Origin of the sequence: Rhizobium skierniewicense, assembly GCF_014196515.1 — a bacterium.
In the GTDB taxonomy this organism is placed as follows: Bacteria; Pseudomonadota; Alphaproteobacteria; order Rhizobiales; family Rhizobiaceae; genus Agrobacterium; species Agrobacterium skierniewicense.
Genome location: NZ_JACIDV010000024.1, coordinates 1 through 21290 on the forward strand (window position 1 = coordinate 1; position 21290 = coordinate 21290).

General features: G+C 57.1%; 21 protein-coding genes and 1 pseudogene. 17 read left to right on the plus strand and 5 right to left on the minus strand.

From position 1 onward, the window contains the following. Positions 1-136 precede the first annotated feature (136 nt). The 3 genes and pseudogenes from istA to GGQ73_RS23415 all read left to right on the plus strand — a co-directional run. Positions 137-1311 (plus strand): annotated as a pseudogene (gene istA / locus GGQ73_RS22420) (IS21 family transposase); the annotation flags it as partial. Between the two features lie 80 nt (positions 1312-1391). Further along, positions 1392-1940, plus strand: coding sequence for a helix-turn-helix domain-containing protein (locus tag GGQ73_RS22425; RefSeq protein WP_183897936.1), 549 nt, complete (start codon positions 1392-1394; stop codon positions 1938-1940). Beyond that, the gene (locus tag GGQ73_RS23415) at positions 1898-2281 is read left to right on the plus strand and encodes a transposase (protein WP_183897937.1); all 384 of its coding nucleotides are present in this window, start codon (positions 1898-1900) and stop codon (positions 2279-2281) included. The genes GGQ73_RS22425 and GGQ73_RS23415 overlap by 43 nt, the downstream gene beginning before the upstream one ends. Positions 2282-2563: 282 nt before the next feature. On the opposite strand, the gene GGQ73_RS23420 is transcribed toward GGQ73_RS23415, so the two are convergent. Continuing rightward, positions 2564-2974 (minus strand): hypothetical protein, encoded by a 411-nt coding sequence (locus GGQ73_RS23420; protein ID WP_234911072.1) that lies wholly within the window; start codon positions 2972-2974, stop codon positions 2564-2566. Here GGQ73_RS23420 and GGQ73_RS22435 point away from each other — a divergent pair. The 9 genes from GGQ73_RS22435 (at position 2883) to GGQ73_RS22475 (ending at position 11383) form a co-directional block, all read left to right on the plus strand. Then, a complete protein-coding gene (locus GGQ73_RS22435; RefSeq protein WP_234911071.1) occupies positions 2883-3392 on the plus strand; it encodes a helix-turn-helix domain-containing protein in 510 nt (169 codons plus the stop codon). The two genes, GGQ73_RS23420 and GGQ73_RS22435, sit on opposite strands and share 92 nt — an antisense overlap. Before the next feature lie 126 nt (positions 3393-3518). Beyond that, complete coding sequence (locus tag GGQ73_RS22440) at positions 3519-4460, plus strand: ABC transporter substrate-binding protein (protein ID WP_183897938.1); 942 nt, start codon at positions 3519-3521, stop codon at positions 4458-4460. A 186-nt stretch (positions 4461-4646) separates the two neighbouring features. After that, a complete protein-coding gene (locus GGQ73_RS22445; RefSeq protein WP_183897939.1) occupies positions 4647-5444 on the plus strand; it encodes an ATP-binding cassette domain-containing protein in 798 nt (265 codons plus the stop codon). Continuing rightward, positions 5441-6466: an ABC transporter permease gene (locus GGQ73_RS22450; protein ID WP_183897940.1), complete on the plus strand. Its 1026-nt coding sequence runs from the start codon at positions 5441-5443 to the stop codon at positions 6464-6466. Before GGQ73_RS22445 ends, GGQ73_RS22450 begins: the two co-directional genes overlap by 4 nt. 2 nt (positions 6467-6468) lie before the next feature. Further along, entirely contained in the window at positions 6469-7557 is a 1089-nt protein-coding gene (locus GGQ73_RS22455) for a phosphotriesterase family protein (protein WP_183897941.1), read from the plus strand. Between the two features lie 30 nt (positions 7558-7587). After that, the gene (locus tag GGQ73_RS22460) at positions 7588-8358 is read left to right on the plus strand and encodes a glutamine amidotransferase (RefSeq protein ID WP_183897942.1); all 771 of its coding nucleotides are present in this window, start codon (positions 7588-7590) and stop codon (positions 8356-8358) included. 3 nt (positions 8359-8361) lie between these two features. Next, the gene (locus GGQ73_RS22465; protein ID WP_183897943.1) at positions 8362-9276 is read left to right on the plus strand and encodes a ribokinase; all 915 of its coding nucleotides are present in this window, start codon (positions 8362-8364) and stop codon (positions 9274-9276) included. Then, on the plus strand, positions 9273-10115 hold the full coding sequence (locus GGQ73_RS22470; protein WP_183897944.1) for a BtpA/SgcQ family protein: 843 nt from the start codon (positions 9273-9275) through the stop codon (positions 10113-10115). Before GGQ73_RS22465 ends, GGQ73_RS22470 begins: the two co-directional genes overlap by 4 nt. Beyond that, a complete protein-coding gene (locus GGQ73_RS22475) occupies positions 10112-11383 on the plus strand; it encodes a Zn-dependent hydrolase (RefSeq protein WP_183897945.1) in 1272 nt (423 codons plus the stop codon). The genes GGQ73_RS22470 and GGQ73_RS22475 overlap by 4 nt, the downstream gene beginning before the upstream one ends. Before the next feature lie 68 nt (positions 11384-11451). Here GGQ73_RS22475 and GGQ73_RS22480 read toward each other — a convergent pair whose 3' ends face one another. From GGQ73_RS22480 to GGQ73_RS22495, 4 genes are all read right to left on the minus strand, one after another. After that, positions 11452-12198 (minus strand): GntR family transcriptional regulator, encoded by a 747-nt coding sequence (locus tag GGQ73_RS22480; RefSeq protein ID WP_183897946.1) that lies wholly within the window; start codon positions 12196-12198, stop codon positions 11452-11454. Between the two features lie 155 nt (positions 12199-12353). Next, positions 12354-13484 (minus strand): sugar phosphate isomerase/epimerase family protein, encoded by a 1131-nt coding sequence (locus GGQ73_RS22485; RefSeq protein ID WP_183897947.1) that lies wholly within the window; start codon positions 13482-13484, stop codon positions 12354-12356. Between the two features lie 101 nt (positions 13485-13585). After that, positions 13586-14440: an amino acid ABC transporter permease gene (locus GGQ73_RS22490; RefSeq protein ID WP_183897948.1), complete on the minus strand. Its 855-nt coding sequence runs from the start codon at positions 14438-14440 to the stop codon at positions 13586-13588. Positions 14441-14443: 3 nt separating this feature from the next. Continuing rightward, on the minus strand, positions 14444-15379 hold the full coding sequence (locus GGQ73_RS22495) for an ABC transporter substrate-binding protein (protein ID WP_183897949.1): 936 nt from the start codon (positions 15377-15379) through the stop codon (positions 14444-14446). 630 nt (positions 15380-16009) lie between these two features. On the opposite strand from GGQ73_RS22495, the gene GGQ73_RS22500 reads away from it, so the two are divergent. The 5 genes from GGQ73_RS22500 to GGQ73_RS22520 are packed head-to-tail and all read left to right on the plus strand — an operon-like array spanning position 16010 to position 21290. Continuing rightward, a complete protein-coding gene (locus tag GGQ73_RS22500; protein ID WP_412763002.1) occupies positions 16010-17125 on the plus strand; it encodes an ABC transporter ATP-binding protein in 1116 nt (371 codons plus the stop codon). Positions 17126-17144: 19 nt separating this feature from the next. After that, positions 17145-18185, plus strand: a complete 1041-nt coding sequence (locus tag GGQ73_RS22505) for an ABC transporter substrate-binding protein (protein ID WP_183897951.1) — start codon at positions 17145-17147, stop codon at positions 18183-18185. A 9-nt stretch (positions 18186-18194) separates the two neighbouring features. After that, on the plus strand, positions 18195-19022 hold the full coding sequence (locus GGQ73_RS22510; protein WP_183897952.1) for an ABC transporter permease: 828 nt from the start codon (positions 18195-18197) through the stop codon (positions 19020-19022). Next, on the plus strand, positions 19015-19836 hold the full coding sequence (locus GGQ73_RS22515; RefSeq protein WP_183897953.1) for an ABC transporter permease: 822 nt from the start codon (positions 19015-19017) through the stop codon (positions 19834-19836). Before GGQ73_RS22510 ends, GGQ73_RS22515 begins: the two co-directional genes overlap by 8 nt. A 29-nt stretch (positions 19837-19865) precedes the next feature. Next, a complete protein-coding gene (locus GGQ73_RS22520; RefSeq protein WP_183897954.1) occupies positions 19866-21290 on the plus strand; it encodes a M24 family metallopeptidase in 1425 nt (474 codons plus the stop codon).

Below are 21290 nucleotides of genomic sequence, written 5' to 3' on the forward strand. Positions count from 1 at the left end.
TTCCATTCAGCCTCCGCCTCGGCGTTGTTGATTGCCACTGAGAACTGACCCGGTAGCATAGGATATTTCCATCGAGAATTGACCCATGTTTGAACCTGCCCTGCGTGTTTTCAGCGAGGGCTACGGAGTGATCGACATGGCGTTATTGAGCGTGATCCGACGCTGGCATTTTCGAGAGCATTTATCGATCCGAGAGATTGGTCGCAGGACCGGTCTGTCTCGGAATACGGTCCGCAAATACCTGCGTCTGGGGAGTGTGGAACCGAAGTTCAGAGTTCCAGAGCGACCGAGTAAACTTGACCCTTTTGCTGATCGATTAACGGCTTGGCTGAGGACAGAAGCGAAGAAGAACCGCAAGTAGAAGCGGACGATGAAGCAGTTGTATGCCGACTTGGTGAGCCTTGGCTATGATGGGTCGTATGGGCGAGTTGCTGCATTTGCTCTGGAATGGAAGGCTGATCTTCAGAGAGAACTGCAGACCTCGGGGCGTGGGACATACGTTCCGTTGGCCTTTGACCCCGGTGAAGCCTTTCAGTTCGACTGGTCGGAAGACTGGGCAATCATTTGCAATGAACGCACCAAACTGCAGGTGGCCCATACGAGGCTGAGCTACAGCCGCGCGTTCATCGTCCGGGCGTATCTTCTCCAAACACACGAGATGCTGTTTGATGCCCATAACCACGCATTCCGTGTCTTTGGCGGCGTTCCTCGACGTGGCATTTATGACAACATGCGTACGGCAATCGACAAAATAGGTCGCGGCAAAGAGCGCAACTTCAATGTCCGCTTCATGGCAATGGCCAGCCACTACCTCTATGAACCGGAATTCTGCAATCCAGCGTCTGGCTGGGAGAAAGGCCAGGTCGAGAAGAATGTCCAGGATTCACGCCACCGGTTCTTTCAACCAACACCACGCTTTCCATCACTGGAAGCCCTGAACGACTGGCTGGAGCTTCGATGCAAAGGGGTTTGGCAGCAGACCCCGCATGGAAAGATGCGTCGGACCATCGCTTAACTATGGGCTGAGGAAGCGCAGGCTCTCATGCCAACAGCACGTGTCTTCGATGGATTTGTCGAACATACCAAGCGGGTTTCCCCGACCCACTGCCGGCAGGCGATGCTTGCATCGCCGAGAGGGGTCTCGTCCACTTTGATCGTAATCGCTACAGTGTTCCGGCATCCTTCGCCAATCGGCCTGTCAGCGTTCGTGTTTACCCAGATCGCATCGCTGTTGCAGCAGAAGGTCTGATCATATGCGAGCATCGTCGCATCATCAGCCGTTCGCATGATGGTCCAGGGGAGACGATTTATACCAGTGCCTTATGAATTTGACTCACGGGATTCCGTTTTGAAGCAAATCATGATTCAACATGGCGGAAGGAGATTTCGCCATGGGAACGGCACTCGATATTCGTCGGGACTACACCGCTGAGGGCCTGCGTCAGCTTGCCAGAAAAAGCCGAGACGCGGACTTGTCCCGGCGATTGCTTGCTTTGTCGGTGATCTACGAAGGCGGATCGCGGAGGCAAGCCGCTTCTATGGGCGGGGTCGGTTTGCAAATCGTCCGCGATTGGGTCGAGCGCTTCAACCAGTCCGGTCCAGACGGTCTGAAGACCAGAAAGGCCAAAGGCCGTGAGCCGCTGTTGAGCGACAAGCAGCGCAAATCACTCATCGAGGTCGTTGAGAAAGGTCCCGTTCCCTATCTCGATGGGGTCGTGCGCTGGAGACTTGTCGATCTGATGCAATGGCTTTGGCAGGAGCACCGTATCTCGGTGAGCCGCCAGACGCGTGGGCGCGAACTGCAGGCGTTGGGCTATCGTAAGCTCACGGCCCGACCGCGGCATCATGCTCAAGACCCCCAAGCTATCGTGGATTTTAAAAAAGCTTCCCCGCCGCAGTGGCAGACATTGCCGCCGGAGCAGCCCGAGGAAAACGAGTAGAAATCTGGTTCCAGGATGAGGCTCGGATCGGCCAGAAGAACAAGATCACGCGCCGCTGGGCCAAACGTGGAACACGGCCTACAGCGCCGCATGATCAACGTACAAGGTCGGCCTACATCTTCGGTGCAATTTGTCCAAAGCTTGGTAAGGCCGCCGCATTGGTCATGCCGTGGTGCGACACCCATGCCATGACCCAGCATCTGAGCGAAATCTCCCGCCATATCGCTGATGATGCGCACGCCATTCCCGTCCAAAGCGGTCGTTGTAATATAGGAAGCAGAACTCCCAAAATGAAGCGTACCACGGGTTGTGTCGCCGTCTTGGGACTGGGGCCCCGTTGACATTTGCCAGCCGCGGATGACTTCTTGGAGAAATCCGCTCCGTGTAAGGCGCTCTCGGTGTAGTCGGCTGAACTCGTCGGACTTGAATATTCGGCGCCCGCCATCCTGCAATGTTTTAAGAGCTTGCAGGGCGTCAGCCAACTTTTCATTTGGTGTAGCCATTTTGGTTCTCACGACCTCGTTGTTCATTACGCGAACCCACAATGCCGCATCTCAGAAGGCAACGCCTGCATCACTGCACGTTTTTGATGACTGTGAGTCATCACGGCATTTCGTGTCGAGCTAAGGGAGCTGCATCAAGATGCAAAAGTGAGCTGGTGGTAATTGGATTCTTACGGCACTGGATCCCACGTGCCTGTCAAAAATTGATCCGGCGTAGAATTCAAGCATCTTGATCGACATGAAAGTCTGGTGATAAATGGTATCGATCAGGGCCATCCAACCGCTATGATAACGCAGCAGAGAGCCGGCTTTGAGTCCACTTGTAAAGAATGAAGGCGGTCCAGGATTAATGACAGAGATTTTCAGTGACCCTCTAGAGCAGGCCGTTAATCCAGCGCGATTGGGGATGAGGTTGCGGCTGGCTCGCCAGACGCGGGGTATGACGTTGAAGGCCCTTGCTGATGCCGCTAACTGCTCTGAAAGCTTGCTGTCGAAAATCGAAAATGGCAAAGCGTCACCTTCATTGCCCATGCTGCATCGTTTGGTGGGCGCGCTCGATACGAATATCGGTTGGATGTTTGAAGATTCGGACGGCGAGGAAGGTATTGTCTTCCGTGCTGGCACACGGCCGCTGATTGCGCTTGATCCCTTAAGACGCGGTGAGGGGATTTCGCTGGAACGGATTATACCCTATTCAGCCGGCCATTTGCTTCAGTGCAATATCCATCACATCGAGGAGGGTGGTGAAAGTGCTGGTCCAATCCAGCATGCGGGCGAAGAAGTCGGGTATCTTCTCGTGGGTGCGATCGAGCTGATTGTCGATAAAAAGAGCTACATGCTGACGGCGGGTGATGCCTTTGTCTTCAATTCAGAACTGCCGCACCATTATCGCAATACAGGCCAGGAACGGGCCAGCATTTTCTGGGTCAACACGCCAGCCACATTCTAAAAACCTGCTTATGGAAAACTATTTTCAAGAGACTTGACAAAGATTCAAGTCTCTTGAATTATACCCTTGTGCTTAAGCGCCAGATGGTCCGGTTACGGGCCGTTTTGAAAAACAAGGGGAACCCGAATGCGCCTTTCAAGATTTTTAATTCACAGCACCGCAGCCGCCGTCATCACGCTTGCTTTCGGCGTCGCATCCGCGAGCGCAGACACTTTTGCTCTGGTTACAATCAACCAGCAGGCTTTGTTCTTTAATCAGATCAATGACGGTGCGCAGAAGGCGGCAGATGCTGCCGGTGCGAAACTGGTAATCTTCAACGCAAACAACGTGCCTGCCGCGCAGAACGATGCGATCGAAAACTATATTACCCAGAAGGTTGATGGAATCATTCTGGTCGCCATTGATGTCAATGGTGTGAAGCCGGCGATCACGGCTGCCAAGACCGCAGGCATCCCGGTCGTCGCTATCGATGCGCAAATTCCTGACGGCGACAATGTCGCATTTATCGGTGTCGACAACGCCAAAGCCGGTGAAGACATCGGCAAGTTCTTTTCTGATTATGTGAAGACCGACATGGGTGGTACAGCCAAGACCGGTATTGTTGGCGCCCTCAATTCCTTCATCCAGAATCAGCGTCTCGATGGGTTCAAAAAGGCGGTCAAAGATAGCGGCCAGACTGTTACGTTTCTCGACACGGTTGATGGTCAGAACCAGCAGGACGTCGCGCTGGGTGCCGCTGAGAACCTGATGACAGCCAATCCCGACATGACGACGATCTATGCCACCGGCGAGCCGCAGTTGATCGGCGCCGTCTCGGCCGTCGAAAGTCAGGGGCGCCAGAAAGACGTCAAGATATTTGGCTGGGATCTGACCGCGCAGGCAGTCAAGGGTATCGAAGAAGGCTGGGTTACAGCCGTCGTCCAGCAGGATCCGGCAGGTGAGGGCAAGGCGGCTGTCGAAGCCTTGACCAGGCTGAAAAAGGGTGAAACCATCGAGCCGATCATCAACGTTCCGGTAACGATCGTCACCAAGGCTAACGTTGCCAAGTTCAAGGACATGTTCAAGTAAGCGCGCGTCTCTTGGTCAAAGCCCATACCCATCTGGCGATTGGCCATCGTCTTCCTGCTCGCGGGGAGACGGAATTTACGGCACTTCCCCGCCATTACCTTTCTGCGTTTGCGGGTTTAGGACAAGGGCGGTGGAGCTGCAAAAGATGCAATCTTTCTTGAAGCCACCATGAACAGGAACGCCACCATGACCGACGGCGAAACATACCGTGTCCGGATGACCGGTATTTCGAAACGCTACAACCCAATTCAAACGCTGGACAACGTCACGTTGACCCTTAAGCCAGGCGAGGTTCTGGGCCTAGTGGGTGACAATGGAGCCGGAAAATCGACGCTGAGCAAAGTGCTGTCGGGTGCCGTCATTCCCGATAGCGGCACAATCGAGATCGACGGCAAAGTCGTTTCTTTTTCCTCGCCGGCTGATGCGCGCGCCTCCCATGTGGAGATGGTCTATCAAGACCTCTCGCTCTGTGACACGGTGGATGTCGCGGGCAATCTATTTCTCGGTCGCGAACCGCGTCGTCATGTTTTAGGCGTGTCTTTTCTCGACAAGAAGAAAATGCACGGTTTGGCGCGCGAGATGCTCGACCGGCTCGGAATCGTTATTGCAGATACACGGCTGAAGGTCGAAAACCTGTCTGGTGGTCAGCGCCAGTCGATCGCCATAGGCCGCGCAGCATCGTTCGAGCCCAAGGTTCTCATTATGGACGAACCTACGGCGGCTCTTGCAGTAGCCGAGGTCGAAGCCGTGCTCGAACTGATCCGCACGGTCAGTGCGCGGGGTGTCAGTGTCATCCTCATAACCCATCGTCTGCAGGATCTGTTCCTCGTCTGCGATCGCATTCAGGTCATGTATGAAGGGCGCAATGTCGCCGAGCGGCTGATTGGCGACACCAGTATCGAGGAAGTCGTCAATCTGATCGTCGGGCGCAAGTTCTCTGCCCGCTCCGCCGGGCACGGCAATGAAAACGGAGTTTCAGCATGAGCACGTCGTCATCTCAAGCCGGGCATGCCGGTTCGCACGTTTCGCCATCGCGCCTGCGCAAGGCGACACTCTGGGAAAAATTGCTGGCCAATGGCAGTGTCGTCTCCATCGCCCTTTTCTTTATCGTCGTCTGCGTCGTCTTTTCGTTCATCACCGATGCCTTCCTCACGGCGCCGAACCTGCTAAATATCATCCGCCAGTCGGCACCGCTTCTGATCGTTGCCGCCGCCATGACCTTCGTCATCACCACCGGTGGCATCGATTTGTCCGTCGGCTCTGTGCTGGCACTCGTTGCCACATTGTCGGCAACCGCTCTCCAAGGCGGTCTTGCATGGCCTCTGGTCATCCTGGTGATGCTGTTGTTGGGTGCGATCATCGGCGCAATCCAGGGCTTTTTCATCGCCTATGAGCGTATCCCCGCCTTCATCGTCACACTGGCTGGTCTGTCTGTCATCCGTGGGCTGGCGCTCCTGATCACTGGCGGTTACTCGATCCCCGTCGATCCGGCCAGTGTTTTCAATGTCATTGGCCGCTCCTGGTTTCTGGGCGTTCCGGTGCCAGCCTGGATTGCGCTATCTATATTGCTGATCGCCCATATCACCTTCAATGAGACGCCCTTCGGACGCTACGTCACCGGCATCGGCGCCAATGCCGAAGCGGTGCGTCGCGCCGGCATCGACACCCGCTTCACGACGATGTTCGTTTACATCCTCTCCAGCACGGCTGCGGCACTTGCGGGTATCATCGTCACCGCACGTCTCGGCTCAGGCTCGTCCAATGCTGGCCAGGGCTTTGAACTCGAGGTGATCGCCGCCGTCGTTCTCGGGGGAACCAGCCTGTTTGGCGGGCGCGGCACACTTATCGGGACAGTGCTCGGAGCGCTTACCGTCGCAGTCATCGCCAATGGCCTCATCCTCGCGCACATGTCGCCGTTCCTGACACCGATCGTCACTGGCACCATCATCCTGATCGCCGTTTGGCTCAATTTCCGCCTGTTCCGTGGCGCAGTCAGGGGTAAATAGACATGGATCATCTGTTCGGCACGACACCCAGAGGGCGAGTGGAAATCGGCGTCAAATCCGGGACAGTGATGACGGTTCTCGGAGCTCTGCCAGTCGCTAACATGGGCATCACCCTTATGCACGAGCATATTCTGCTGGATGGTGCCAAATCCTGGCGCTGCCCTTGCCATCCCGAGGCGCAGGCTATCGGCGAGCAGAAGGTCAGCATCGAGATCATCGGTGAGCTGCGGATGAACCCCTATATGAACCGCGATAACGTTTCGCTGGATGACAGCGATCTGGCGCTATCGGAACTGAGCCGGTTTCAGGCCTTGGGCGGACATACGGTCGTCGATACGACCAATATCGGCATTGGCCGCGAGCCGGCGAAGCTTGCCCGGATCGCGAAGATGTCCGGTTTGAAAATCGTGATGGGGACCGGCTTTTACCTTGAATTCAGCCACCCCGAATGGCTGAAATCCATGGATGTCGATGAGGTCGCCCAGTTTATCGTCGATGATATCGGCGGTGGTGAAACGCAGCCGGAGGTCATGGCAGGTATCATCGGTGAAATCGGCGTCAGCAAGGATTTTACCGCCGAAGAACGCAAGTCGCTGCGGGGCGCTGCCCGGGCATCGAAGATCACCGGCGTGCCCCTGTCCATCCACCTTCCCGGCTGGGAGCGACTGGCTCACGATGTTCTGGATGTTGTGGAGGAGGAGGGTGCTGATCTGCGCCATACTATCCTGTGCCATATGAACCCCAGCCATGACGATCTGCCCTACCAGAAGGCACTGGCCGAGCGCGGTGCTTTTCTGGAATACGATATGATCGGCATGGACTTCTATTATGCCGATCAGGATGCCCAATCGCCATCTGACGAACAGAATGCCCGTGCCATCCGTTCACTGATCGACATGGGATACGCCGACCGTATTCTGTTGTCGCAGGACGTTTTTATGAAAATCATGCTCACCCGCTACGGTGGCTTCGGTTACGGCTTCATCCTCAAGCACTTCCTTCCGCGCCTGAAGCGACACGGCGTCGAGCAAGAGGCCATCGAACAGATGCTCATCGACAATCCGAAATCCGTTTTTTCCAGCGTAATCTGAAACGCTGAGCGACATATCCAAGGAGTTTTCATGTCCAAGTCCAAAGTTCTTCTCGCGGGCGAATCCTGGGTGTCCACGGCGACCCATATCAAAGGCTTCGACCAGTTTCCGACCGTTACCTATCATACCGGTGCAGACGAGCTGTTGGCCGCGCTCAAGGACAGTCCTTTCGACGTCCAGTTCATGCCAGCGCACGAAGCGCAGCGTGACTTCCCGCAATCGCTGGAGGCACTGTCAGCATATGATGCGATCATCCTGTCTGATATCGGCGCCAACACACTGCTTTTGCATCCCGACACCTGGATTCACTCCAAGACCACACCGAACCGTCTACGTCTGTTGCGAGAGTATGTTCAGAACGGTGGTGCGCTCCTGATGTTTGGAGGCTATTACAGCTTCCAGGGCATCAATGGTGGTGCGCGCTATCGCAAAACGCCAGTCGAAGACGTGCTACCGGTTTCCTGCCTTGCCTATGACGATCGTGTCGAAGTGCCGGAAGGTTTTGCGCCCGTGGTCACCGGCGATGCAAGCCACCCGATTCTGAAAGGTCTTGGAACAGACTGGCCTATCCTGCTCGGTTACAATGAAGTGACGGTAAAAGACGGTGCCGATGTTCTGGCGACGGTGTCGACGGACTATGGTTCTCAGCCGCTGCTGGTAACAGGAACCTATGGTAAGGGCCGCACGGTCGCCTGGACCTCCGATGTCGGTCCACACTGGCTGCCATCGAGCTTCATCGCGTGGTCGGGTTACAAGACGTTGTTCGAACAGATGCTCGCCTGGGCGACAGGGAAGGCCTGAGCCATGCGCGTGCATGTCGTCGGCAATGTCTGCATAGACACCACATTCCGTTTCGACCTTTTGCCGCAAGCGGGCGAGACGCGCAATGCGGCGAGCCATACGGATGGTCTCGGCGGCAAGGGTGCCAATCAGGCTGTCGCCGCTGCACGGACCGGAGCGCCGGTCACATTTTGGGCCGCTATCGGCAGGGATGCGAATGGCGGCTGGATTCGAAATGGACTGGCGGGCGAGATCGACAGTGCCTGTTTAACCGAGTTCGATCTGCCGACCGACCGCTCGACGGTGGCTGTTGACGCGAGTGGCGAAAACATGATCCTCAGTGGTGTCTCTTGCGCATTGGCATTCGACCCACTGGCACAAACCGACTTTGGAGACATTGTCGAACCGGATAATGTGCTGGTGGTGCAGGCTAACCTTACCCCTGCGATAACCGAGGCCTGCCTGCGCGCCGGGCGGGAAAAGGGCCTTACAACAATTTTCAACGCGAGCCCGCTGGCACCGGACGGGCAACCCCGTTTCGAGGCCGTGGACATCGTCATTGTCAATGAAGGTGAGGCGCAGTCAATCGCGGGCTCGCGCCGGCCGGAAGATGCGGCTGCCGCGATCAGGGGTCTTGGCTCGGGCTGCGTAATCGTCACGCTGGGATCGCGCGGTTGTCTTCTTCTCGGCAGCGCCAGCGTCGAACCGGTTTATATCGCGGCGCCAAAAGTTGATGTTGTCGATACCAGCGGAGCGGGCGATGTTTTGTGCGGTGTGTTTGCCGGATGCCTTGCCCAAGGCATGCGGCAAGAGGCCGCTCTTCGCGTCGCTGTCGCAGCATCGGCGCTGGCAGTAACGCGGGTTGGCACGCTCGCTTCTTGCCCGCCGGTAGATGAAATATCATTTCTTATCAAACAATCAGAAACGGAAAGCGCATGACACAGTCCTTAAAACCCGTTGGACCAGGTGCCGGCGATGCGATCACTTCTCTCTTTGGACGCAGCAAGGCCGTCATCGGCGTCGTGCATTTGGCTCCCTTGCCGGGCGCACCGCGCTACAGAGGGGAAGCTGTCGAGGATGTCTATCAACAGGGGCTAGACGATGCCCGTGCCTATCTCAACGGTGGTTGTGATGGCGTGATCATCGAGAACCATGGCGATATTCCGTTTTCCAAGCCGGACGATATCGGTCCTGAAACCGCTGCACATATGTCCGTCGTCTCCGACCGCATTCGCCGTGAACTCGGCCGGCCGATCGGCATCAACGTGCTCGCCAATGCCGCCATTCCAGCACTTGCCATTGCGAGTGCCTCAGGTGCCGGTTTTGTGCGCGTCAACCAGTGGGCCAATGCCTATGTTGCCAATGAAGGCTTTATCGAGGGCGAGGCGGCCCGCGCGATGCGCTACCGTGCACAGCTTCGCGCAAATGGGATCAAGATTTTCGCGGATGCCCACGTAAAGCATGGCGCGCACGCGATCGTCGCCGACCGTCCGGTCGAGGAACAGGTCAAGGATCTGGTTTTCTTCGACGCAGACGCGATTATCGCAACTGGCCAGCGGACTGGACACGCGGCTGATCTTGACTATATCCGTATGATCAAAGAGGCCGCAGGATTGCCAACACTGGTGGGTAGTGGCGTGACGCCAGACAACGCCCGTGACATTCTTGATATCGTCGATGGCGTCATCGTGGCGAGTTCTTTGAAGTACGACGGCGTCTGGTGGAACAAGGTCGAAAAGGCGCGGGTCAGCGCTTTTATCGCTGGTCTGCGGCCATGAAACAATACACGCAGGTAAACGGCGAGCGACTGTTGAAACGTCTTGATGATTTCGCCGCGATCGGGGCAACGCCTGCGGGCGGTGTCAATCGGCAGGCTCTGTCGCCAGAGGACCGGAAGGCGCGCGCTCTTCTGGCAGGTCTCGCCATCGAAAGGGGTTTTACAGTCTTCCAGGACAAGATGGCCAACCTGTTCATTCGCCGCGAAGGGAAAAACAAGGCAAGCCCACCCTTCCTGATCGGCAGTCATCTCGACAGCCAGCCAACAGGCGGGCGCTATGACGGCGCTCTGGGAACACTTGCCGCCTTCGAGGTTCTTGAAACGCTGGAAGATGGTGGCGTCGAGACGGATGTACCAATTGAAGTCGTTGCCTGGACAAATGAGGAGGGTAGTCGGTTTGCGCCGGGAACAATGGGCTCCATGGCATTTTCGCTCGGACAGATACCGGAAGAATGGCACGAGCTCCGCGGGACTGACGGGGTGTCCTTTCAAGATGCGCTAACTGAGACACTTGGTGCGCTGCCCGTTGCCAAGCAGCGAAAGCTGTGTTTTCCGATTTTAGGCTATCTCGAACTGCATATCGAGCAGGGACCAACGCTCGAAAAGGAGAACATTCCGATCGGGGTGGTTACCGGTATCCAAGGGACGCGCTGGCTTGAAGTTACCGTGACGGGGCAGGCGGCGCACGCCGGAACCACTCAGCTGACCTTTCGTCGCGATCCCATGGTGGCTGTCGCATCTGCGCTGCACACACTCCACAGCACGATTATGCCGATGGACGAAAACGCACGCCTGACGGTTGGACGGATCGCCGCATATCCCGGTTCGATCAATGCCATACCAGGGTCTGTCACCCTGACGATCGACCTGCGACATCCAGAAAGTGACCGCCTCGATGCGATCGAAGCCGAAGTTCTGGACGTCTTCAAGGTGTCTGCTGCCGCGCAGTCATGCCAGATTGATCTTCACAAGACATTCGATATGAGCCCAGCCTCGTTTTCCGGCATCAGCATCAACAGTATAGAAACCGCGGCCCGTGACCTTGGACTGGCCTTCAAGCCTATGGTGTCCGGTGCGTTTCACGACGCTCTCTACATATCGCGCCTCGCTCCGACCGCCATGATTTTTGTACCATGCAGAGAGGGTCTTAGTCATAATGAGGCGGAATATGTCGAACCCGAACATAGGGTCGCAGGCGCGCAGATCTTGTTTCAATCGACTTTGGAAGTTCTGGATGCGTTATCCATTGATTCACGGCGTCTGTCCTGAATACCACGGATGATGAAAATTCCTTAGGAACGCGTGTCAATGGTTCGATTTGGTTCAAGGCTAGATGATCAGGAAAAATTCTCCAACACCGCCAAGAACGTATGCCGATCTCCCTGACCTTCTGTCAGCCTTACGCGCTCCTCGATATCGCCGAGGTGGTGATCCATCAACTGTTGCGCCTTGGCCAAGTCCTTTGCCTTCAATGCAGCGACGATCATTCGGTGGTGGTCGGCGCCGCAATCGTCCTTTTTGTCTTCTTCGTAGAGCGCCATGACGAGGGACAGGCGCGCGACGATCTTGGAGAGCATTTCGGTCATGACGGCATTGCCGCCATGCTCTGCCAGAACAATATGGAATTTTCCGGAAAGCACCGTCTTCGATTTTTCGTCACCGTGGTGGTGGATGTGCTCTTCCTCGTCGGTCAATTTTTCCAGCGCATCGAGTTGTTCAGTGGTGGCGCGGGACATGACAAGGTCGAGGATCGCGTGTTCGATCTTGCGGCGTGCCTCGAACAGAGCCTTGGCTTCTTCGATGCCCGGCTCTGCGACGAAGGTGCCACGATTGCGCTTGCGCTCCAGCAGATGGTCGCTTTCCAGCACGCCGAGCGCGCCACGAACGACGGTGCGGCTGACGCCGAAATGGTCGGCAATGGCATCTTCGAGGATTTTGGTGCCGGGTTTCAGCGCCCCTTCTCCGATGGCATTGGCAAGGGTGGTGCGGATGCGCTCGGAGACGTCGTCATTGGCATTTTCAGTGGCTTCTGCCGCGCTCGTTGCCTTGGCGGCTTTAGGGTTTTGCCGACGTGTCTTCTTCATGTCTTGCTCCGTACTCAGTCGAGCGGCCGGTCGCTCGATCTTATCACATCCATACACATATTGGTGCGTACATTGATACGCACTGGAAATCCACTTGATCTTGGGGTTTTGCACGAGGACGGCGGAGATCGCTGCCGTCCTCGTCCAAGACAATATCAAGCCGCTTGCCGTTTTGTGAGGGGTGCGGAAAGATCAATGCCGTTGTCGGCGCAGATCGTCTGGATATGCTCGGCCGAATTACGAATGAACGTTATCGCCGCGCCGAAGCCATAGGTCTGCTTTTCGTATGTCGGGTAGCCGTAGTTGTTTGCCTCATAGGTCTCCCAATCCGGGATCTCGTCGGATGCAACGCGCTTTTCGAAGGTGCTGACCAGGGAAAGATAGGCTTCCTGCTCTTCCGTATTCAGGTCCGGGTGGGCAGCGCGCCACGCGGGGTCGTCAATCTCGATGCACTGGCGCGGATTGGCCTTGCGCGGTTTGTCTTCGACGGAGGCTGCAACTTCCAACGAGAGATTGAGATCCGGGTTCGCCGTAGCCAGGATCGGAATGATCGCAGCAAAATCCACGATACCGCGGCCGACGGGGCGGGTCTGGAAATCAAGGCCTCCCGGTGCGTGGCCCACATAGGCGTCCTTGATGTGGGTCTGGCGAACGTAGGGCGCGACGCGTTTTGCGGCGTAAACTGGATGTTCGCCGCGCTGCAGGCCGTTGGCCGTGTCGAAGACAACGCCCAAGCAGTCCTCACCGATCTTATCGATCAATCGCACGATCTCGAAGGACGTGATCTCGTCATGGGTTTCCATATTGAGATGGACGCCATTGGCGCGCGCGACGGGAGCGAGCTTCAGCAACACCTTCTCGATTGCAAGCAACTGTTCGTCCCAGGTGACGTCGGTGCGGAAGCGGTCGTTCGCCAGCCTGCCACGATACTCGGATTTGAAGTTGCCCGGCGAGACCCATAGTTCGCGGCAGCCGATGGAAACGCTTGCCTCGATCATCCTAGTAAAGCCCAGAATAACGTCGCCATCTCCGATCGCGCGAAACTCCGGAGCCTCGGCGCTGCAATAGGGGTTGATCTTGCCGACGCCGCTTTCGATGTAGAGGCCGAGTTCGTCGGCCTTCTCGCGGATGGCGCGGAGTGCAGTTCTGTCGAGCATCGGACTCATGTCGAGAACTGTCGGGAAAAACAGGCCCGAAAGGCCGAGCTCCTTGACAAGGTCAAGGCTTGCGAGCGGCCCGCGTTTCACGAACTCGGGAAGTTTCTGGCTGTCGATACCCAGTCTCATAACGGTCTCTCCTTGGTGTTTCCTGGTGGGATGCGCTGCAGTGGCGATCCCTTGTTTGGTTGATTTTGTGGCGCCATTGTCTGCGCGCTGGCCCCACATGCTCAATTCTTGCAGCTGTTCGAGCGACCTTTCGGCGCGAGTTTCCGTTCCAGATAGTGCTGGCCGATCGATGCGACTGTGGTGATCCCGAGGTACCAAAGGGAGGCAACGCATAGGAGCTCGATGACCAGAAAGTTGCGGGCGTATATCGCCTGCGCCTGTGTCAACAAGTCCTGCATGCCGATGACCGAGACGATGGCACTCGCCTTCAGCATCCCGATCGCCTGGTTTCCAGTCGGCGGGACGATGAGCCGGACTGCCTGAGGGAGGACCACGGTTCGCAGGGTTTGCAATGGTCTGAGGCCCAGGGACGATGCGGCTTCGCGCTGTCCACGATCCACGGCAGTCAGGCCACTGCGAATGATCTCGCTCATATTTGCCGCCTCGTGTAGACCTAACGCCAGAAAGCCTGCGAAAGCGGGTGTGACAATGTCGTTTACCGAAACCGACCAGGAACCTAAGCCGATCTCAGGGACGAAGAGCGCGATGTTGAACCAGAAGAATATCTGGACGATCAGCGGGACGCCGCGGAACCACCAGACGAAGGCGACGGCGATCGCCTTGAGAACGATGTTCTGGCTGGTTGCCATGACGGCGACGAGACAACCGATGACGATGCCGGCGACCATGGCGCCCGCTGTCAGCTCGAGCGTCAGGACGACGCCGCCAAGAATGACGGGGTCGATCATGTAGCGCGGGATCTCGCTCCATTGGACGCTCTGATTTCGCCCGACAGCCAGAACCATGAGGGCCAGCACGAGGATCGCGATGGTTCCAGTTGTAAGTTGGCCCCACCCTACAGGTTTGCCGTTTAGCGGGGCGACGGTCATGCTGATCGGTTGAGTGAAGAGTGCCATAGCTCAATCCACCGGCATCGAGGCGGCGTCGTTGAACTTGACGGTCTTCACGGCAAGCGGCCCGAGGCTCCATTTCGCCATGATGGCCTGATACGCGCCGCTGTCGACCATGTGCTGGAGCGAGGCGATCACGGCATCCCGGAGCTCCGGATTGTCCTTTGAGACCAGCATGCCAAGATAACCGACAGCGAGGCGGACATCGGGCAAGGCTTGCAGGCCAACGCCTTTGCCGGTCTGCTTTTCGGTGGTGTAGACGCTCGTTGCATAACCATTGACGGTCGCATCGGCGCGGCCCGTTCGCACAGCCTGAAGGACGTCAGGCATTTTCGGGATTGATATGATCTCGATTGGCATGGTCTTGCATTTTGCCGAGGCAGCGACGACGAGCCTGTTCTGGAACGTCCCGACAGGCACGGCAACCTTCTTGCCGCAGAGGTCTTCCATGCTCTTGATGCCGAGTGGATTGCCCTTGACCGTCATGATGGTCGTTGCGTCATACATGTAGTCGATTACGTCGACCTGCTTTTCCAGTTCCACATCGTCATTGATACCGGAGAGCGTCATGTCGAACCGCTTGGAGAGCACGGCGGGGACGATGGCTGCGCCCGCGCCGACATTGGTCATCTGCACATCGACGCCAAGAATGACGCCTAGCGCTGCCGCGAGGTCGGCATCGATACCGATCAGCTTGCCAGCCTCATCCTGGAAGCTGATCGGCGGCGTCAGATCCGTCGCGACCTTCAGGACCTTCTTCTCCTTGATTGCTGCGGGCAGGCGATCTGCCAGTTGTTGATTGAATGCGACGCCTGGAAGCTTGGCCACATCCGCCTCCGGCACCATCTTTACGGGCGAGCCTTCTGCGGCGTGGGTGGTTGAGGCGAGCAGAACGAAGGCGATGCCTGCTAAGATGGCGGTAAGAGTTTTCTTGAAGCTATGCATGCGGAACCCCTTTTTCACATTTGTGTTGTCGTGAATTTTTAGGATTTCTCGATGCAATCAGTATGCCAGTTCGACCTCACTGCTCTCATGCGACTGTTTTTGCTAGATTCTTTTTTACATAGAAATCAGATGAGCATTCGAGTTTATTTTCGCATGAATTTTCGAAAGTTTGTGATGAGAGAATCATCCGCACGAATGCGCTAATTATTTTTTTGAAGAGGACTTATTATAACGCATTGATATTGGTGAATAATAATATTGACTACTCGGTACGCTGCGCTGTCGCGGCCCTGGAGAAAAACACCGAATTGACTCGCTTCAAAGGTCGAGGGAGAAAAAATCTGCACAACAAATCATCGTCTCTCATCAGAAATGCACAATAAATAAATTTTAATGAATATCATTTTTTTCATTATTGCAAAGTTACGAAAATAGATAAATCAAAAATAAATAAATAAAATCATATATTTGATTTCGTTAGGCGAACTCAATTGACGTAGTTGGCACGCCGATTGCAACTACCCTCTCATGACCCAAAGCGAACTCAAAATTACCGATCGACCACATCTCCGCTGGATACCGACGAGCTCGACGCGCTCGGCTATGCAGCCGCAACCCAAGGGAACACTCATGTCGCAGACCCCGAAGGCAGCAGAAGGCAGAGAGCTCAGCGTTCGTGGCTTGACCCATAGTTATGGCGGGCAGAACGCGATCAGCGATATCTCTTTCGAGGTAAAGGCCGGTGAGATCGTCGCGCTCCTTGGACCGAGCGGCTGCGGCAAATCCACCGTGCTGCGCGCTATCGCAGGCCTGATCCGGCCGAAGACCGGCGTGATCCAGCTCGGAGGTGAAGACCTTGCCAATGTTTCGGCGCGTGCGCGCGGTATCGGCATGGTTTTCCAAAACTACGCCCTGTTTCCACATCTGACGGTCGCCGAGAACATCGCATATCCGCTGGCCTGCCAGAAGGTGGGGCGCGCCGAGCGCCGCGAGCGGGTGGAGGAAATGCTGTCGCTGGTGCAGTTGAAGGGATTTGGCCATCGCCTGCCGCGTGAGCTTTCCGGTGGCCAGCAGCAGCGTGTTGCGGTGGCCCGTGCCATTGCCGGACGGCCATCGCTTCTGCTTCTCGACGAACCGTTCGGCGCCTTGGACCGGGCGCTTCGTTTCGATCTACAGGTCGAGCTTCTGCATCTGCAGAAGACGCTTGGCATCACCACGCTGATCGTCACGCATGATCAGGAGGAGGCGCAAAGTCTCGCTGGCCGTCTGGTGCTGATGAACAAGGGCAATGTCGAGCAGATCGACACGCCGATGGCCGTTTATGACCGGCCGAAAACGCTGTTCGTCAATACGTTCATCGGCCAGGCCAATGTGCTGCATGGAACGGTGGATCGCCTGGATGCCGAGGCAACCCTGGTCACGCTTGCGAATGGCAGGGCCCTCGTCCTCCCGCGTCGTCTAAATTTCACCGCGGGCTCCAAGGTCACGATCACCTTCCGTCCCGAAAACGTTCGCCTGTCTGCGACACCGAGCGCGTCGGCCCTACCGGCGCGATTGACGGTGTCCGTCCCGCTTGGACCCACCCTTGTCCACGATCTTCTTCTCGAAGACGGGACCAACCTTCGTTCCTCGGAGGTCCGCGGGCCTTCGGTCTTCATTCCCGCGCCGGGAGCACAGCTCTTTGCCGAGATAGACACCATGAGGTGTCACGCCTTTCCGAGCGAACCGGAAGCATTCCGTGAATAACAACAACAGAGGTGAACAGATGCAAGATTTCAACATCACAAGACGCCGTTTCGGACTGCTTGCCGCCGGTGCGGCTGTGGTAGCAACCGTTCCTTTTGCTGCCCGTGCAGCCGGTGGCACGGCTGTTGCCGCGACCTTTCCAGGCAATTGGGAAGACGGCTACCGTACGGTCCTGACGCCTCTCGTCAAGGAGGTCGGTTTCGACCTGACCGTCGCCCCGGCAATGGCGCAGGACCAGCTCGCCAAGGTCATGGCAAGCCCCGGTAACCCGCCTTACGACACGCTTTTGATGTCGCCCGGCCAGATGGCCATCGCCATCGAGAACGATCTCATCCAGAAGATCGACCCCTCGAAGCTCAAAAACTGGGGGATGCTCGATCCGGTTTTCCAGGGCGAGTACGGCCTGACCGTGACGGTCGAAGTCAACGGCATCGCCTATAATCCAGATCTCGTCCCGGCGCCGAAGGGCTACCGCGATCTCTTTGAAAATCCGGCTTACAAAGGCCTCGTGTCGTGGACCGGCTTTGCCTCCAATACAGGCGTGATGGCCTATACCGAGATCGCCAAGATTTTTGGTTCGGGCCCAACTGACATGGATGCCGTCTTCAAGCTATTCAAGGAGCATCCGGAACAGATCAAGGGCGTGGTAGCCAGCACGAACCACCAGATGACACTGTTCCAGCAAGGCGAAATCGCAGTCTTCATGTGCTCGACCGGCAATGTCGCCAAGTTGAAGGCGATGGGGCTGAACGCCGAATTCGTCCAGCCGGAGACGGGTTCGCCCGCGGCTCCCGTCAACATCCATCTGACCAAGGGCGCCAAGAACGTCGACGCGGCCTACGCCTATATGGACGCCGCGATCTCGAAGGCCGCTCAGGACAAGCTCAAAATGCCGCCAACCGAAATGTTCCCGACGAACAAAGAAGTGGAACTGACACCCGGCATTGAGGCCTATGTGAAGCGCGAACAGCTCGCCTCTCTCGTGTATCCGGACTGGGCGGCGATCAACAAGAACCGGCCGGAATGGATCCGCCAGTTCGACGCCCTCGTGGCCGGTTGAGGGTAAACCATGAAGGCGAGCGGCTTCCCCTACGTTATCCCGATGCTTGCGCTATCGGTGGCGTTCTTTGCGACGCCGCTCGCCGTCCTTGTCGGCTTCAGTTTTATCGGCCCCGACGGTCTGTCCCTGCACAATTACGCACGATTTCTTGGCGATGCGTTCAACTACCGCGTTCTCGTCAATACCGCCAAGCTGGGGGTACAGACTATCGTCACCACGACGCTGCTCGGTGTGCCGATCGCGCTGTTCTACTGGCACAGCGGCAAGACCGCACGCCAGATCATCATTTTCCTGACGCTGATCCCGATGTTGACCAGCAATGTGGTTCGGACTTTTGCCTGGATCGTTATTCTCGGGCGGCAGGGGCCGATCAGCACGACGTTCGTGGCGCTTGGACTGGCCGAGCGTCCGTTCACTCTGATGTCAACGGAACTAGGTCTTGTGATGGCCATGTGCCAGATCGACCTACCACTGATCATCCTGCCGCTGGTGGCGATCCTGTCGCGCATCCCCGTGACCTACACCGAGGCTGCGCAGGTTTCAGGCGCCGGGCCATGGCGCATTCTCGTCACGGTCCTGCTGCCGATGATGCTGCCTGGACTTCTGGCCGGGTGGATTCTCGTCTTTGCCAGCACCAGTGCCTCGTTCGTCACCCAGGCGGTGATCGGCGGCGCGCGCAACGTCTATGTGCCGCAATTGATCTACCGCGAGGTCGGCACGCTGTTCGACTGGCCGATGGCTTCTGCCATCGCTGTCGTGCTCCTTATATCGACCGGCATTCTTCTCGTCGGCATGACCATGATTTCCCGTCACCGGAGGCTTGTCGGCCATGCGTAGAAAATCCGAAAACCCGGTCCCTGCCATGCTCTACAAGGCATTCGTCTTCGGCTTCGGCGGCTTGAGCCTGATCTATCTGGTGGCCCCGATCGTCATCGCAATTACCATGTCGTTTACGTCAGGGCAGACACTCAAATACCCACCAGAGGGCTTCTCGCTGCGCTGGTATGAGGCGTTGCTCGATCCCGTCCGTTCCGGGACCGAACATATCGCCGCTGGCAACTCGCTCAAGATCGCAGGCCTTGCTGTTCTCGGCTCGCTGCTTTTTGCCGTGCCCGCCACCATTGGCATGGCGCGGATGCAACGTCGTTCGGTCAACACGATCGAGCCACTGCTTCTCGCCCCGCTGGTGCTACCGAGCTTGGTTTATGGTCTGGCCGCGCTGATCGTTGCCAATTTCGTCGGCCTGCAGCCATCGCTCTGGCTGACCGTGATCGGCCATGTCGTCGTGTTCGGGCCACTGATGTACCGCGCCGCTTCCGTTGTTGCTCAGGGCATCAATCCTTCGCTGGCAGAAGCTTCGACGGTGATGGGGGCTACATGGTTCACCACCCTGAGGCGCGTGATCCTGCCCCTGCTGACACCGGGCATTCTCGCCGGCGCATTCCTCGTTTTCATCCAGTCACTCGATAATGTTTCCGTCTCGCTCTTCCTCGCTGATGCCCAGACGACGGTGCTGCCGCTCAGGATGTTCGCCCTTATCGAAGAATCGCTCGATGTGCGGGTGGCTGCCATGTCTGGCCTGCTGATCGGTGTGACGCTGATCGTCATGTTGGTGGCAAGGCGGGTGCTGGCACCGACACGTCAGGCCTGATCGAAATTCAAAAAATCGGAGAAACACCCATGAATTTATGTGCCGAAAAGACCGGCTCCTACCGCGTCGGATCATTGCTAGCGGATTTCCAGCCTGATTTCGATTTCTCCGCACCATTGCCTCTACCGGTCGAGGAATTCGAGGATCGTCTGCGGCGCATCCGCCGGCAGGCGGTGGAGGCCGGACATGACGCGCTGATCGTCCATACTGGCGGTGTGGGCTGGTTTCACATGTCGAACCATTATCTGCGCTATATTTGCGACTGGATGCGGGAAGGCGTGCTGATCATCCCGACCGACGTCGACAAGCCCATGGTCTTGCTGTCCTTCTTTACTCAGTCCGTCCTTCTGCCGCCAGGCGGCGAACCCGTTCTGGTAGAGGACATCTGGCAGATCGGCCCGATCGGCCGGGAATATGCCGACCGTCCCGGCGACAGCGTCATCAAGACCGCGGAAAAATGTGCCGAACTGCTGGCCGGGATGGGGCTATCCAAAGCCCAGATCGGCCGCATTGGTGACCGCACCTCGCTGACCTTCTGGGCAGGTCTCGACACGTTGATGCCAAGCGTAAAATTCGTCGCGGACAATGCCATTCTCGACCGCATGCAGAAGGTGCGCTCGCCACGCGAGATCGAGATGTTTCGGGCTGCCGCCCAATTGGTCAGCATCGCCACGCAGGCGGCGTATCATGTGGCAAAACCCGGCGTGACCGACCACGAGATTTATGCGGCCTTCACCCAGGCGCAACTCTCCTTCGGCGGCGAGACCGGTGACGGTTACCAGATCGGTATTAACGAGTTTGGCACCCATTGTGGCAAGCCTTATGGGCATGTGGTGCGACCTGGGGACCTGATCAATCTTTACGTCTCCAATGTCACCTATCGTGGCTACACCGCGCAGACCGCTCGGATGATCGCAATCGGCGAGATTACCAAGCACCAGGAAGAGGTGCTCGCCGCCTGCACCGAAGGTGTGAAGCGTGCGGAAAAGCTGATCCGCCCCGGCGCATTGATGCGCGATATCAACAATGCAGCCTTCGAACCGATGATCGAGCGCGGTATGCTGGCGTCGCCGGAAGCGCGCACCATGCCCTATAACTGGGCGCCGATGGATGACAGCAGCGCGAGGCTTATCCCGCGCCAATATGTGAAGAACATCGACTGGGAAGCGCAGGGCCGCACACTCATGCATGTCTATCCGGCGACGCATGGCCCGCATAATCCAAATCTAGGCCATTCGGTCGGGATGGCCGGCGGCCAGAACAGCTTCAACATATCCTCCCATAACTACGATCGGATGGAGGAGGGAATGGTCTTCGTGCTCCACACGCAGTGGCTTGAGCCGCTCTCGGCCGGCTGCAATGTTGGTGACATGTATGTCGTGACCAAAGACGGGTTTGAAAACCTGTCGCGCCACACTCCGCTTGAAACCCATCGCATTACTGCCGAGGCCTGA